Genomic DNA, 15,028 nt, shown 5'->3' with positions numbered 1-15,028 from the left:
AATCGTCTTAATAAGTAGAGCGGTGTTATCGGCTTTACGCGCTGAGAACACCGTCTATCAATAGGGATATTCGAAATGACTGATGCTGCTACACTTGAGCACCCCGTTGCTCTTCCCCGCTCTAAGCGCTTGAAAGCGCGAACGACGGGCACTCACGAACGTCTTGATCAGACCATCATGGCGGGCAAACCATTTGCCAGCCGCGAAAGCTATGCATTGTTCGTTGAGGTGCAGTATCAGTTCCACCGTGACATCAATGCGCTTTATGATGATGCCGCGCTGGAGGTGTTGCTGCCCGACCTAAAGGGGCGCCGTCGCTTTGAGCAGGTTGGTCAGGACATGATCGATCTCGGTTTCGATCTGCCTGCAGCAGATGGCGCGCCTGCCTTCCCTGCCGGAAGCGACATTGATCTGCCGACCGCACTTGGCTGGCTCTATGTGGCTGAAGGCTCCAACCTCGGTGCGGCCTTTCTGCTCAAAGAAGCGCTGAAGCTGGGCTTGTCTGAAGAACTTGGTGCGCGCCATCTGGCCGGTGCTCCTGAAGGTCGCGGACTGCATTGGCGGACCTTCACTGCGGCGCTTGATGAAATTGAGCTTTCTGACGCTGAGGAAGAACGCGTGGTCGCTGGTGCGGAAGCTGCTTTCCGCCGTGTCCATGCACTGGTGCGGAAAATCTTTCATGAGCGTCTCTAACCTGACGACTGCAAATAACGGGGCCGCCCAATTCGCCTATCCCGATGAGCGGCAGCGCGCAGGTTATCTCGCGCTGGGGCTGTTACTGGTCGTGGCGGCTTTGATTGGTTTGAAGATACCTATGATGCCTTCAGCCCTGTTTGTCTTTGGTGCAGCACTTTGCTTTGTGCAGCTTTCATCCAGCATTCTAGGCTGGCTGGAAACCAATAGAAGTACACGCCTTGTCATCGATGCATGGCGCGCACTTGGTACTCTGTCCTTTCTGTTCAGGCTGTGCCTGCTCAGTCTGGTTACGGCAATCGGCTTGGGAGCCGTTGTTTTGAACCCTCATCTTTTCGGGGTGGAACTGGCAATCAATGCAATGCTGTTTGCAGGCCTCATGCTCTTTGTCGGCCCGCAATATCGAGAAGTGAAATTCGTTCCAGAATAAAGATAGTTTGCAATGCGATTCACCCGACAGGCAGAGCTTTCAATTGAGTTTCTTGTTCTTTGCGAGCGAGCACCAGATGGGACTGCACTGACCACCCGTGCTGCTGCAGAAGCCACAGGCACGACAAAAGATCACGCCGCGCAGATCGTTTCAGATCTCATACATCACGGTTTTCTGGTTGGCTCACGCGGGCGCGGTGGAGGCATTCGTCTTGCGCGCCCGGCAAAGACAATCAATGTCGGAACAGTTCTGCGACTGATGCAGCCGGGTTTCGATGAACAGGCGACAAAGCAGTCGGGATCAGATTCAGCATTCGGCATGTTGCTGCAGGCAGCCTTGCGGTCCTTCGTGGCGGCTTTTGATGATTTCACCATTGCAGATCTTGCGATTGAGACCAGTGATGGTCGCCTGGCTTGTCTTGATTGCGATCTGCGCAATCTGATCAACCACGGTCAAATGCTCTCTGAGCTGCGCCGCAGAAGCGAATATACGGATGAGCCTGCCTGGGCGGGCGCATCATGAATGGTGCAACGGATAGTATCGGGGTGCGCGAAAGCTTTAGCGAGCTTGCGCTTTGGGCGGGGGCAAGCCTTCTCGTACTATCCTTGCATGTGGGAGCCGCAATGTGGCTTCTACGCGAGCCGGACATGATAGCGGCCGATGATACACCGCCGGCCGCTATCATGATCGAGCTGGCTGAAACGCCTGAAGCAACTGAAACCGAAGAAAACGAGATATCACCGGATAAAGTGATGTCGGATGCAAGCGCTGCAGCCGAGAAGGTTGAAGAACCTGTCGATGAACCTGTACTCGAGCAGGAAGTGGTTCAGGACGAGCCGGAGCCTGTTGAAGAAGAGCCTCGGGAAGAAATAGCGCAGCTCGATAAGGTTGAGGTTCCGCTACCTGTCGCAAAACCTAAGCCGCCGGAGCCCAAAAAGGAAATCGTCAAGAAGGATGAGCCGAAGAAGAAGCCGGTGAAACAGCGCGAACAGGCATCGGCCAAGCAGGCAGTGAAGGCACAGGCACAGGTCACGCAGTCCAGCCGCAACGCAGCGAGACAGTCGGCTTCCGGTTTGTTTGCATCTTCCATGACACCGGCGCGCTGGCAATCGCGTTTGATGGCGCATCTGGAGCGCCGCAAGAAATATCCATCGGGTGCCAAGTCGCGTCGGGAAGAGGGCACCGTCTATGTTCGGTTTCGCATCGATGATAGCGGCAAGGTGCTTTCTGCGACGCTTGCACGATCTTCTGGCTGGCCGGAGCTGGATAATGAGGTGCTATCGCTGGTTCAGCGAGCTTCACCGGTTCCGGCTCCCCCACCAGACGTCAACAAGACGATCACCGCGCCAGTCAAATTCAACAGACGATAAAAGAAGGGCTGGAAACGAACTTCCAGCCCTTTGATGACTTAGAACTTACGGCTGAAAGAGACCTTCAGATTGCGGCCTGGCATGGCTGTGATGCCGTCAGTCAGATAAGGTTCGTATTCCTTATCGAACACGTTCTCCAGTGCGAGACGCAATTCCGAGTCCTTCATGAAGCCTTTGGTCGGCGTCCAGTTGAAGAACAGGTCATGCACGGCATAGCCCGGCGTTTCTGGTCGATTGTAGCTGAGATCGCCTTTGACATAGGAGGTCCGGTCCTGCTTGTCGACAAAGGTCCCCGTCCAGCCAAAATTGATATCCTGATCCGGCAGCTTGTATCCGAGGGTCGCTACAACCGTTGTCGGCATGATATCGTTGATATAGCTATCTGGCCCATAGATGTTGTTGACCGTGCCATGGCGCCGACCAATCATGTAGGTGACGCTTGCATCGGCGAACATGAAGTCATTTTCGTAATGCGCTTCCAGTTCCACACCACGCGAATAATAGGAAGGCATGTTCCAGTAGAATGGGACTTCGCCGTCTTTCAGGCCAACCTTGTTTGCGCTGCCGACGCGACGCGCCACCGGGTTGGTGACGTGGTTGTTAAAGAACGAGCCGCGCACCATGAACACATCGGAATCGGTAAAGATACCGCTGAACGACGTATCCGCGCCGATATTGATCGTGTTGTTGCGCTCGACTGCCAGATCTCTGCTTGTGCCGGAGGTTTGCGTGCGTCCGCTTTGCACCGAGTAGATTTCGTCAATATTGGGCGCGCGCATGGCATAAGCCCAGTCAGCAAACAGGCGCGTCGTGGGTGTTATCTGATAGGATGCGCTGATCGCTGGTGTGAAACCATGGTGAGATGCTGACGAATAGTCATGTCCGGCTTTTGGATCGTTATAGATCGCAGCTGCATTTGGCTCGCCTTCGGAGCGAACATAGTCATAGCGGATGCCGGGCGTGATGGTCAGCTTGTCGGTAATGGCCATGCGATCACGCATGAAGAAGGATGTTACATCCTGTTTGCCGCCGGGCATGATCCATGGGGCGTAATAGCCATAATTATAGCTTTTGTCGTTCTTCTTCGTGATGTCGAACATCGTCACATCGCGAATGTGGTGGTTATACTGCACACCGTAGTTCAGGCTGTGTTCGATACCGCCAAGCTCGAAGTTGGAGGTGTTTTCAGCTTCGATATGAAAATCCGAATATTTCGCATCGTTTTCGGTACCACCAAGCGATGCCGTGCCATTTACGCCGGTTGCACGTTCAGCATGCATGTCGGTCGAGGAATAGCTCGCCATGATGCGGGTGTTTACGAGGTCGCTGTCGCCGTCATAGGTGTGCTCGAATACCGAAGTGAAGTCTTTCAGCTCACGCCATGCAAGCAGCCTGCGCATTGCTTCCTTATAGGCAGGTGTGCCGGGAACCAGGCTGTTGCTGGTTGGCTGAAGCTGTCCGCGAATGGCCGCGAGTGGTCCCCAATTGGCGCTTTCACCATAAAGAACAGAGGCCTTCACCTTGTGCCCGCCATATTCGCCGGAAAGCTTGCCGGAGAATGAAGTGAGTTCAGAACTTGAGTAATTATAGGTCTCGCCGCCGCCGACACGCATGTTGTCGCTCTTGCGCCAAGTTAGGCTGGCAATACCGTCAAACGTCATGCCGGTGCCGAGATTGGAGCGGCCATAAACCGCGCCGGTTTCCAGAAACTGCTTGTTAGCTGTCTGATATGCGGTTTTACCCCACGCACCCCAGCTTTCGCCTTCGCGCAGCATATCAGCGGCATCCTTGCTCTCAAGCTTCACGGTGCCACCGAAGCCGCCATTGCCATATCGAACCGAGGTTGCACCCTTTTCAATCTCGACGCGCTTGAGCAGTTCTGGCTCAACGAAGATCGTGCCCTGATCGTATTTTTCAAAGTTTTTCGGCGCGCCGTCGAGCAGAACCCGAACGTCAGTCTGTCGCGAGAAACCACGGATCGAAATCGACTGGCCTTCAGTGCGGACGCCTCCCAGCATTGCCACGCCGGGCGTCTTTTTGATGAGTTCGGGAATTGTCGAGGCCTGTGCCTGTTGCATCTGTTCAGGCGTAATCTGGGAGACGCGCGGGTCGAGATCAGCGAAGTTCACGCCGGTAATCTGGGAGAAGCTGATCGTGTCGAGCTGCACTGCTCCGTCAACAGCAGGCACGGCTGCATTGTTTGCAGCCGTTTCACGCTCTAGGCGTACAGTGCGATTGCCGGTAAAGCGATACTGGATATCCGTGTTGCGCAGCAATGCAGAAAGCGCGTCGGCTGGTGCCATGGTTCCGCTGACGCCGGATGTTCTGAGGCCGCTGGTGACGGATGCATCGAATGCGATTTGCAGACCCGTCTGAACTGCAAGGCGATTAAGTGCCGTTGAAAGCGCACCTGCCGGAATGTTGATACTGACTGCTTGCGATGCTGTCTGTGCCATTGCTGGTGCAGTGATAATCGGGCTTAGAACCGTGCCGCTCAAAAGCAGCGAAGCAAACAGCGGGTGGGCGCAGGCAGTGAGAATGCGCGAGGAGGGGCTTTTCATATCGTTTCCAGTCTCAACGTTCAAGGCGTTGGTGTCGGGCATTGGGTGGCTGAGGCATTCGCGCGGGCTGCGCAAACTGCCTTTCACCAACTGGACGAATGAATTGAGCTGTTTGGGACATTTGGACGAAAATTAATTATGCAGCACCGTGAGCAATGACCCCACACGGACTGCTTTCAACTCAAATGCCTTGATAAAATCATCAAGTGCTGTCGAGGGCGCGGAGAGATCGAAGGTGCCGGTGATCCGGCGTTCGGCGAGGTCGCTGCTTGCGATCATCACCTTGCCGGGAAGGTGGCGCGCAATATCTCTGACCACATGTTCAAGCGGCTGGTCCTCGAAAACAAGACGGCCGCTTCGCCAGGATGCCGCAAGTTCCGGATCAACCATCGAAACCGGGCCTATACCATTCCGGCTGTCGTATGAAACGCTGTGTCCCTCATCCAGCCGCAGCGTATCAAGCGGGCTGAAAGCAGATGATGACGCACTGGTCTGCACCTGAACTGCGTGTTCGGTAACAATGACATCTGCGCCGCCATCTTTCAGCTTCACATCGAATTGGGTGCCAAGGGCCGTCACTTCGCCATTCGCGGCCTTAACCGTGAAGGGGCGCTGTGGATCTGGCGCCACAATGAAATAGGCTTCGCCGCGCAACAGCTGCACCTGACGCCCATCATTCGTAATATCGAAAGCGATTGCCGATCCGGCATTCAGCTGAACGGTCGAACCATCGCTTAACTCAATGACCGGCATCTCGCTGCTCGCCGATATAGCATCAGCACGCAAGCGCATCGGCCCGTCAAAGGCAAGGAAACCGCCCGCGAGGGCCGCGAATAACAGCATGGAGCTGACGGCCCCGCGCACTGGGTAGCGCGGCTTTCTGGCTGCGGTTTTTGCAAAGTCGGTGTCTTGCAGCAACAGAAAGCGCGTATCGCTGAAAACGCGTGAAGCCTTGGCAAATGCAAGCTCGTGCCGGGAATCGCTAGCGCGCCAAAGCGCACAGGCTTCGACAATCTCCAGATCTCTGGGCGATGCCTGCAACTGCATCAGCCAGTCGACAGCCTGTTCCTGGATTTGGCGCTCAGCCTTATCGTTCTTCCTTGCCGTCGCGCGCATTATGCCTGATCCAGTTCGTCGAGCCGCAAGAGGCAGTGCATAAGCGCTTTCCGCAGATGCCTGTCTACCATGTTACGCGTAATTCCGAAGCGTACGGCTATTTCATCTGGGGATAGATTGCCGATCCGGTGGGCAATGAACACGCGGCGCTGGCGCAATGGCAGTTCCATGATCGCATCACGCAGGCAGGCGAGGCGGCGCGGCATATCCAGCGCCAGATCAGGATTTGCATCCTTGCTTGCAATGTTTGCGGCTTCGTCTTCAGTGCCACAAAACAGCTTTGCTTCAAAGCGTTCGCGGCGAAACCGATCAAGACCGAGATTAATCGCAGCGCGCGTAAGAAAGGCGCGTAACGACGATTTGCCTTGAAGATCGGTCCTGCGGTCTTTCAGCCTGACATAAAGATCGTGGACGACTTCATTGGCATTGGAGGAGGCGTGCCCACGCCGACGGACTGCGCGGCACAGTTCGTCGTAATAATCTGTAATAGCGGCATCGATATCTGCAATTTCTTGCAGAGGAAAAGCCGAAGGCAGATTGGATTTGTCAGATTGGTTCAAGGCAGGCACCACATTTTCGTGGCGGCACCATAGTTATGCGCTTGTGCAAACGCAATAATATATGAGCAATATACTCATCTTATGTGAATGCTGTTGCATTTCAGCAAAATTGGCCGATAGCCGCAACGATGGAGAGCACTCCACCGCAGCGACAAAGGAAGCAAAACCTTATTTCGGCAACTGGGCCGCAGCCTGCTTGATGGCCGTTGTAATCTGCTGGCAGAAAGGCTCGACGCTTTTGCCAGATGTCTTGGCATAGTCTTCGACGTCGGTTTCCTGCCCCATTGACTGGACTACGCCCTTTTTGCCGGCTGCCTGTGCTTCTTCAAGACCGGATTTGTCGGCTGGTGCCTGCATGATCTTCATGATGGACTGCTGGCTGTCGATGTCTTCCTGTGTCGCGAAGCCTTTGTCCTTACAATACTCGACGATACCGAGCTGGTTCTGTGCTGCTTTATAGAGCGCTTCCGGTGTCATCTGCTGTGTGGCCTGGCCTTGCGCCATAGCGCCGCCTGCGGTGACCGATGCCAGAATAAAAGCGCAGATACCTGCAGTTTTCATCGTTTCAACCTTTCAGTTCTTTTGCATTTCCCACCCGAGCAAACAGATAGAGCGGGTCCGGTAAAACGGAACCCGCCCTGAAAGACTTAAAGGTCATAAAAGGCATCGCGAAATAAAGACCTGCAAAACCGGGTAACAAGTTTTTACTGTATCCGGGGTTTCCAAGGCTTTGTTTCGTCACATTCGGAACCGGGGGTTACGCCCAGAAATACCGCACAATGTGGAAGAACACCGGGGCCGAGAAGACAAGACTGTCGGCGCGGTCGAGCATGCCGCCATGTCCTTCAATCATGTGTCCCCAGTCTTTGACCCCCCGATCACGTTTGATGGCAGATGCCACAAGCCCGCCGAAAAAGCCCATGACGCAAGCGGTCGCGGCCAGCGCACCAGCTTGCAATGGCGAAAACGGTGTGAGCCAGGCAAGTCCAGCCCCCAGAAGAGATGCGCTCGCGACCCCTCCGACAAAGCCTTCCCAGGTTTTGGATGGAGAAATATTGGGTGCAATGCGATGCTTGCCGAATAGTTTTCCGAAAACATATTGCAGCACGTCGCTACCCTGAACGGTTGCCACCAGAAATGCGATCAGCAGCAGCTTCTTGCCTTCGAAGCCCGGAATATCCAGCGTCATCAACGCAGGCACATGGCTGATGCAATAGACCGAGAGCATGATGCCCCATTGCTGCTCGCTGATGCGTTCGAGAAAGCGCGACGTATCTCCGGAAAGGGCAGTCAGCACCGGCATGGCGAGGAAGCAATAGACCGGAATGAAGATGGAATAGAGGCCGTACCAGTCAATCCAGATCAGGTAATATTGCACCGGAATGACCAGCAGGAACATGCCAAGCAGCACGCGATGATCGGCGCGACGGGTTTGTGTAAGCGTCGCATATTCGCGCAATGACGCAAACGAAATGAGCCCAAACAGCACGATCACGCCGCCTTTGCCGAACAGGAAGGCGATGCACATGGCGCCGACCATGATCCACCATGCCTTGATGCGGGCATTGAGGTTGACCAGCGTGGATGAAAGCGGTTTTGGCGCACGCCATGACAAGACACCGGCAACGGCACTGGCTGTGACCAGAACGCCCATGAGGCCAAGGAAGAGTTGGGTTGTTTCGCTCATGGGTGATTACCATTCTGAGGCTGAATATCGAGAAGGCTCTGGCGCGCGCGCGTGAGAAATTCCTTGCGGTCCTCGCCCTCATGGAGCTGAACCGGCGCACCGAAAATCACACGACAAAGAAGCGGCACGGGCAGCATCGCGCCCTTTGGCAACACGCGTGACATGTTTTCAATCCAGCATGGCACCAGTTCAACATCCGGTCGCGCCAGCGCAAGATTGTAGATGCCGGACCGAAAACGCAGCAGCGCCTCATCGGTCATGTTGCGTGTGCCTTCGGGAAAGATGATGAGCGAATGACCATCGGCCAGCGCTTTCAGCATCACTTCCATCGGATCTTGTGTGCGTTCCACCCAGTTGCGTTCCACAAGCACAGTGCGCAGCAGCACTTCAGCCATGAACTGGCGTACGGCATTGCCCCGCCAGTAATCAGCACCGGCGACCGCGCGGGTGCGCGCACGTTCTTCCTGATTAAGACAAGACGAAAGCAGAATGAAATCACCATGGCTGGTGTGGTTGGCGAAATAGATGCGCTGATTGCGCGAGGGTCCGGTGCCGCTCCAGATGGGCCGCACGCCGGTAATCCCGCGTGACAGGATCGCCAGAAACGAGCCGAAAATCGATTGCACCTGATGGCGGATCAGTTCCCGCATATCAAAGCCCCTGACCATGTGGCACGAAGGCCAGAAGAATGAACAGCACGATGGCAAGCGCCAGAAAAAACCGCAAACGACCGATGATGCGCCGGGAACCGGCGATCCTTTCGAAGAGCGGTCGGGTGGGGCCGATTGCTTCACGCAGGCCCATTTTTTCGAGCGTCCTGTCGAGTTCGATCAGTCCTGCCTCTTCAATGGGATTTGCGGCAACCAGCCGAAAAAGTGCTGCATCAAACAGCAGGTGAGCGGCAATTCCGAGAGTGACCAAACTACTCGCAAGAAGAACTGGCCAGACCAGCCAGAAGGTGAGGTCATGCGCGACGCGCAAAAACGGTGCTACAGTCAGTATCAATACGGCCAGTGCAATGCCGAGATAGGCGTTACGCTGCAAACTTGCCGCGATGTTTGATGCCTGCGCGCTCATTCATGCACCTCACTTTCGTGCAGATGCACCGGCCAGCCTTTTGCGCGGATCAGCGCTTCGGCTTCGCGTTGATTGTTCACGCGACCTGTGTTGATGAGCCAATGAGCTGCAACCGTGGCGCTGCGTTGAAAGCCCAACGCGCAACAAATGAGCACCGGACCGTGATGGCGTGCGACTTCGACTGCATCTGATGCAAGCCGCAGCTTTTCTGCGGGAGGCTTGATGAGATCAATCGTGCCGTAGCTTTTCCAGTCGATAGAGTGCGATGGTGGCACCATTTCGGATGCAAGATCAATGACGGTCGAGAAAAATTGCAGTTCTCTAGCCTTTGGGAAACGTCCGAGGAAAACATTGTCGCCAAGCTCGACATGGGCTGGAAGCCTTCGCGTCCAGAAGCGGATATTCAGTCGGGCAAAGAAGCGGTAAGGCCAGAGCAACAGGCGGCTGGCAAGACTGACCGCACCGTCTGTCTGTTTTTCGAAAATACCGGCACCCGCACCGAAATAACCAAGCGCCACGAGCGCCAGTGCGGTTGTGGGCCAGAACCAGAAGATCGCATAGCCGGTGATGCTCAGACCATGGACGACCAGCGCAAGAAAAACTGTTGCCCCCGCAAGATAATACAAGCCGATACGCCGGGATTTCGGGTCTGATGTGAGCTGAAAATCTGCCAAAGGCGATGGCGTGTTGCGTGGAAAAAGCCACAGCGCAAACAGCCCGAGCAAAGCGCCTGCCGGAATATCGACGGCATGATGCTGATAGGTGGTTAGCACCGATAATCCGATCAGCAGACACCAGACATGCCAGACCACACGCATTACATCGCCCATCACGCGACGCATCTGATCCCAGATAATGATCAAAAGCGCGATATGCAGCGACGGCGCCTGGTTAAACGGTTTGTCGAAACCGCCCAGCACATCGAACATGAAGCCGGGCAGGCCGGATGTCTCAGGTTTGACAAATGTGGCTGTCAGCGGAAAGGCGACAAAGCAAAGAACGGCGATAATCTGCGCGGTGAGATAACGCTTTGCCAGCCGGTCCACCTGTTCCGGGCTGTCATTGACGAAAAGTGCTATCGCGTAAAACAGATTGACCGACCAATAGGGAATGATGCTCCACGCGATAAAGGGAACATGGCCTTCCCAGTTGAAAGCGAGGTTCGGCACGTCATCATGGAGCGATGCAAGCCAGTTGGCCGTGCCATAGGTCAGATAGAAAAACGGTCCAAGAAACAGAAGCCAAGCGATTGCGCGGCGGATCACAGGCCACCGCGAGAAACCATCAAGCTCCGTCAATTGCGTGGTCACGCTTCAGCGTCTCCGATGCGTTCGGCAATCGATACGGTAAAGATGCCCCATTGATCGGTGCGCTGTTCGATTTTGCGATAACCCGCTTTTTCGACGAGCTGATCCATTTCGCCCTGTGTGCGGCGGCGCATCACCCATGCCTGTCCGCCGCGATGTGACGTGAGCGCGCGCGCGATCATTTCAAGCTGCGGATGCCATGGCTGGTTGGTGTAAATGAGCAGTGAGCCCGGCTTCTGCACACGGGCGAGACCCGAAAGCGACCGGTTAATGAGCGCATTGTCCGGGAAAAGCTCATAAAGCCCCGAAACAATCGCGAGGTCTGGCTGTGGTGTGACCGTTGCCAGACTTTCCTCATTGAACGCATCGCCTTCTTCCATATGGGCGATTGCTTCAAGACCGCGATCCTTGATGAGCTTGCGGCCAGCCAGCACATTGATCGGCGAGTAATCGCGAAGATGAATGCTGTCCGGCAATTCGCCGGCACGCACCACCGCATCAATCACATAGCGGCCATGCCCACAGGCAATGTCGAGGATATTGGTCGATCGACCTTCGCTTTCCAGCCGCCTGATGGCGTGTCTGATCAGTTCCTCAAGATGCACTTTGCGCTGGCGAATGCCGCGCCAGCCAATGGCTTCCAGAAACTGCTTGTCGATGAGCTTGCCGCCGGGACCCAAGCCTCGTGCTTCATTTTCATAGACATAATCGAGCGTGGAACCTGAATCGAAACCGGTACGACGACCAACTTTCAGACCTTCCGACAAAAGCGAGCCAAAGCCGATAGAGGCGCGCGTCGAGGCCCAATAAAGCCCGCGCGGTGAAAGCAGCGGTAGCGGACTTGATAGTCTGTCAGCCTCATCGCGCGTATGGCCTGCAATATGCGCTTCTGTCAGATCGGTGCGTTGTGGTGCCTCCGCAAAACGCGCCTCGATGAAATCATGGATCAGCGCGAGTGCCGGTTTGCGATCCCTTTCGCCCAGCGTGTCATGGTAAAAACCTTTGAGCACATGGCGCTCTTTAATGCGGCTGCCGAGGTTCTCAAAAAAGCGATGCTGTGGTGTTGGCCGCACGACAAAATCGCTGCCGGAAATGAGCAGCTGTGTCGGAACGGTAATCGCCCGCGCATCATCCACCACGCGCTTTGCCGCCTCATAAAGCTGAAGCAGAATATGCGAGGCGATGGGCCGTGTAATCAGCGGATCGGTGCGATAGGATTCAATACGCTCCCGATCATGGGTCAGAAACTGCGGTTTGACGTAGGAATTGACGAAGAACGTGCCTTTGAGTTTCTGCCAGAGCGCGATGCCCTCTTTGGCGAAAGGCACATAAAGCTTGATGTCGAAGGCTGGCGACGCCATGACAAGCGCACGGATATTGGGCGCATAGTCATGCACCCATGCGCTCGCCAGAACGGCGCCGACGCTCTGCGCAATAAGCGCCACGTCTTCGTTTCTTAGGCCGGTTTCATTGCGGATATGGGCAACGAAACTATCGAGATCGCGGATCGAAGCGCCGAAGGACGGCGAAAAGCCGCGCACGCCCGGAGAGTTTCCATGGCCGCGCGCATCCCAGGCATAGAATGCATAATCATCAAGGCCGAGCTCATCCACGAGATGTTTCACACGCCCGCTATGCTCATGGCCGCGATGCAGCAGAACGATAACGCCCTTCGGCTTTTCGGAGCGGGCAGGCCAGAAACGATAGAACAGCGAAGTGCCGTCATGGGTGACGAAATGGGATTCTAGCGGTTCACGATGTGACGCCGTTTCATGCCCCGGCAATTCTGTGCGCTGGCTCATCATTTCTCCTCTCAACAGGCCTTCTCCCATTTTTCGGGATGAACTCCAAGTTATTCGACCCATTACTATTGAGTAGAATAGAATGTTTGAATAAACGAGCTAAGGCCGGTCGCAAATAGCTGATTTCTACATAATCGTCATTTCCAAAAGTTTCCCGAAAGTTTCTTATGTCTGTTTATCAACTTAAGTCCCGTTTCCAGAACTTGTTGAGACCTCTTGTCGTGCAGCTTGCTACAAAAGGTGTGACGGCCAATCAGGTCACGATTGCAGCTGCACTGGTCTCAATTGTTCTTGGTGCTTTTCTTGGGTTGAACGGGAATGCAGTCTTGTTTGCGCTGGTGCCGGTCTGGCTTTTTCTGCGCATGGCGCTCAACGCAGTTGATGGTATGCTGGCGCGCGAACATGGTCAGAAATCCATACTGGGTGCCTATCTAAACGAGATCGGCGATGTAATTTCCGACGCGGCGCTCTATGCGCCTTTTGCGATTATCGCGCCGTTTTCGGCGCTGTGGATATTCGCCATTATCTTCATCGCCACACTGACAGAATTTGTCGGCGTGACGGCAGCCTCGCTCGGATCAAGCCGCCGTTACGACGGCCCAATGGGCAAGAGCGACCGCGCTGTGGTCTTTGGTGTGCTGGGTGCGTGGATCGCCATTGATGGTATTCTGCCACAATGGATGTTCTGGTTGCAGCCTGTGCTGTGTGCGCTTTTGATCCTCACCGTCGTCAAGCGCATCCGCAACGGCATGGCAGAAGCCCCGAACGCATAAACGCGGGGCTTCTTCTGTCTTGAGAACTATTCGCTTTTAGTTTGCAGAAACAAAAGCCGACATGCTGGTGATCAGCAGCATTCCGACAGTTGCGCCTGCGTCCTGAAGGCCGATGGTCTTTTCCTGAAAAGCTGCGGCCTTGCCGTGCTGGGCAACCATCGTTTTAGTCGCTTCAAGCGCATCTTCTGCAGCTTTGGCGGTGGCTGCAAGCGCATCTGCCAGTGAAGCACCCGCTGATGCTTGTGCTTCAAGCGTTAGAGCGATTGGATCAAGCACATCGAGAAGCGTCTTGTCGCCAACCTTTGCCTTGCCGCGCTCAGCAATACCATCACGATAGGCACGCCAGAATGCGGCAATCTCTGCGGTTCCCAGCTCGTCAATACCGTCACAGGCCTTGCTTGCACGCAGGAAGCCGGTTGCGGTCAGCGTACCCATGGTTGATGGCGCGACGCGGGCCATGGTGGCACCAGCGGTGCGCAGAAGCTTGGCGATGCCTGCAGCCTCACCTTCCGCATGGACAGCTTCCGAAGCTGCTGCAAAGGCCTTGCTCATGGTGATGCCGAGATCGCTATCGCCAACCTTGCCGTCCAGCGCGATAAGGAATTCGCGCTGTTCTGCAAAAAGCTGCTTCCAGCTGTCGAAGAGATTGATCAGATCAGATGCTGTAATGACGTTCATAATCTGACCTCAACCCGCAAAATGCTTGAAGAATGGGGTGTTTGCGGAAGCGGCAACCAGTGGCTCCAGTTCTTCATCAAGATGCAGCACGGAAACCGACGCACCAGCCATTTCCATGGACGTGGCAAACTCGCCGATCCAGACATGCTTGACCTTGACACCACGCTCATCAAACAGCTGCGAAACCCGGCGGAACATGATGTAAAGCTCTTCAAGCGGCGTGCCGCCAAGACCATTGACCAGAACGGCAACTTCGTCGCCGTTGGCATAGGCCTGCTCGGCGAAAATACGTTCCATCAGCTCGTCGATGACTGCATCTGCACTTGCTAGCTTCTTACGGCTGATGCCGGGTTCGCCATGGATGCCCATGCCGATTTCCATTTCATCTTCGCCGATGGAGAAGGTGGCGTGACCGATTTCCGGTACAACGCAGCTCGAAAGAGCAACGCCCATGGTGCGGGTGCGCAGACGTGCCTTATCGGCAAGACGCGTCACTTCATCAAGCGACAGACCATTGGCTGCAGCTGCACCGGCTGCCTTGTAAACAAAGAAGATACCGGCGACGCCACGACGCTTGTGTTCTTCACCGACAACCGAGGACGCCACATCATCATTGCCGACAACCTGTTTGACGGCGATGCCATCGAGATCGGCAAGTTCTGCAGCCATATCGAAATTGATGATGTCGCCGCTATAGTTACCATAGATGTAGAGCACGCCTGCGCCCTGATCGATGGCTTTGGTGACCTGATACATCTGCTCTGAGCTTGGCGATTGGAAGACGCCGCCGACAGCTGCGCCATCGATCATGCCTTCGCCGATATAGCCGAGGAACAGCGGCAGATGGCCGGAGCCGCCGCCTGTCGCAATGCCGACCTTGCCGGATTTGGTATTTGCTGTGACCATACAACGCTTGTCATTATCGACAAAGGTAAGCTCGGGATGTGCCCGATAGATGCCTTCGAGCATCTCAT

The 15,028-nt window shown here is 55.2% G+C and carries 16 protein-coding genes; 5 read left to right on the top strand and 11 right to left on the bottom strand.

Translation table 11 applies throughout. The features are described from left to right. Positions 1-75: 75 nt before the first annotated feature. From RT142_RS11830 to RT142_RS11815, 4 genes are read left to right on the top strand one after another with little or no spacing between them, the layout of a single operon-like run. Entirely contained in the window at positions 76-693 is a 618-nt protein-coding gene (locus RT142_RS11830) for a biliverdin-producing heme oxygenase (RefSeq protein WP_313028736.1), read from the top strand. Continuing rightward, positions 680-1,123, top strand: a complete 444-nt coding sequence (locus tag RT142_RS11825; RefSeq protein WP_313028735.1) for a DUF454 family protein — start codon at positions 680-682, stop codon at positions 1,121-1,123. Before RT142_RS11830 ends, RT142_RS11825 begins: the two co-directional genes overlap by 14 nt. 12 nt (positions 1,124-1,135) lie before the next feature. Beyond that, entirely contained in the window at positions 1,136-1,645 is a 510-nt protein-coding gene (locus RT142_RS11820) for an Rrf2 family transcriptional regulator (RefSeq protein ID WP_007877252.1), read from the top strand. Continuing rightward, positions 1,642-2,493, top strand: coding sequence for an energy transducer TonB (locus RT142_RS11815; RefSeq protein ID WP_313028733.1), 852 nt, complete (start codon positions 1,642-1,644; stop codon positions 2,491-2,493). The genes RT142_RS11820 and RT142_RS11815 overlap by 4 nt, the downstream gene beginning before the upstream one ends. A 38-nt stretch (positions 2,494-2,531) precedes the next feature. Here the strand turns inward: RT142_RS11815 and RT142_RS11810 are convergent, their stop codons facing one another. The 9 genes from RT142_RS11810 to RT142_RS11770 form a co-directional block, all read right to left on the bottom strand. Continuing rightward, complete coding sequence (locus tag RT142_RS11810; protein ID WP_313028731.1) at positions 2,532-5,054, bottom strand: TonB-dependent receptor; 2,523 nt, start codon at positions 5,052-5,054, stop codon at positions 2,532-2,534. Positions 5,055-5,186: 132 nt separating this feature from the next. Further along, the gene (locus RT142_RS11805; protein ID WP_313028729.1) at positions 5,187-6,170 is read right to left on the bottom strand and encodes a FecR family protein; all 984 of its coding nucleotides are present in this window, start codon (positions 6,168-6,170) and stop codon (positions 5,187-5,189) included. Beyond that, entirely contained in the window at positions 6,170-6,739 is a 570-nt protein-coding gene (locus RT142_RS11800; protein WP_313028728.1) for an RNA polymerase sigma factor, read from the bottom strand. The genes RT142_RS11805 and RT142_RS11800 overlap by 1 nt, the downstream gene beginning before the upstream one ends. Positions 6,740-6,898: 159 nt before the next feature. Then, a complete protein-coding gene (locus RT142_RS11795) occupies positions 6,899-7,291 on the bottom strand; it encodes a hypothetical protein (RefSeq protein ID WP_079213235.1) in 393 nt (130 codons plus the stop codon). A 196-nt stretch (positions 7,292-7,487) separates the two neighbouring features. After that, positions 7,488-8,417: a phosphatidate cytidylyltransferase gene (locus tag RT142_RS11790; RefSeq protein WP_007877240.1), complete on the bottom strand. Its 930-nt coding sequence runs from the start codon at positions 8,415-8,417 to the stop codon at positions 7,488-7,490. After that, positions 8,414-9,067: a lysophospholipid acyltransferase family protein gene (locus RT142_RS11785; protein ID WP_007877239.1), complete on the bottom strand. Its 654-nt coding sequence runs from the start codon at positions 9,065-9,067 to the stop codon at positions 8,414-8,416. Before RT142_RS11785 ends, RT142_RS11790 begins: the two co-directional genes overlap by 4 nt. Position 9,068: 1 nt before the next feature. Continuing rightward, on the bottom strand, positions 9,069-9,494 hold the full coding sequence (locus tag RT142_RS11780; protein WP_313028725.1) for a hypothetical protein: 426 nt from the start codon (positions 9,492-9,494) through the stop codon (positions 9,069-9,071). Beyond that, positions 9,491-10,804 (bottom strand): phosphatase PAP2/dual specificity phosphatase family protein, encoded by a 1,314-nt coding sequence (locus RT142_RS11775; protein ID WP_313028724.1) that lies wholly within the window; start codon positions 10,802-10,804, stop codon positions 9,491-9,493. The genes RT142_RS11780 and RT142_RS11775 overlap by 4 nt, the downstream gene beginning before the upstream one ends. Then, entirely contained in the window at positions 10,801-12,603 is a 1,803-nt protein-coding gene (locus RT142_RS11770; RefSeq protein WP_313028970.1) for a bifunctional alpha/beta hydrolase/class I SAM-dependent methyltransferase, read from the bottom strand. Before RT142_RS11770 ends, RT142_RS11775 begins: the two co-directional genes overlap by 4 nt. 167 nt (positions 12,604-12,770) lie before the next feature. Here RT142_RS11770 and RT142_RS11765 point away from each other — a divergent pair, with 167 nt between their 5' ends. Then, on the top strand, positions 12,771-13,376 hold the full coding sequence (locus RT142_RS11765) for a CDP-alcohol phosphatidyltransferase family protein (protein WP_313028722.1): 606 nt from the start codon (positions 12,771-12,773) through the stop codon (positions 13,374-13,376). A gap of 36 nt (positions 13,377-13,412) precedes the next feature. Here the strand turns inward: RT142_RS11765 and RT142_RS11760 are convergent, their stop codons facing one another. Both RT142_RS11760 and RT142_RS11755 read right to left on the bottom strand, forming a co-directional pair. Beyond that, a complete protein-coding gene (locus RT142_RS11760) occupies positions 13,413-14,054 on the bottom strand; it encodes a dihydroxyacetone kinase subunit L (RefSeq protein ID WP_312470373.1) in 642 nt (213 codons plus the stop codon). Positions 14,055-14,063: 9 nt separating this feature from the next. Continuing rightward, the coding region (locus RT142_RS11755; protein WP_313028721.1) for a dihydroxyacetone kinase subunit DhaK at positions 14,064-15,028 on the bottom strand (965 nt) is incomplete at its 5' end.

It is taken from the genome of Brucella sp., from assembly GCF_032066345.1.
In the GTDB taxonomy this organism is placed as follows: domain Bacteria; phylum Pseudomonadota; class Alphaproteobacteria; order Rhizobiales; family Rhizobiaceae; genus Brucella; species Brucella pseudogrignonensis.
This window is presented reverse-complemented; position numbering and strand designations above follow the sequence as displayed.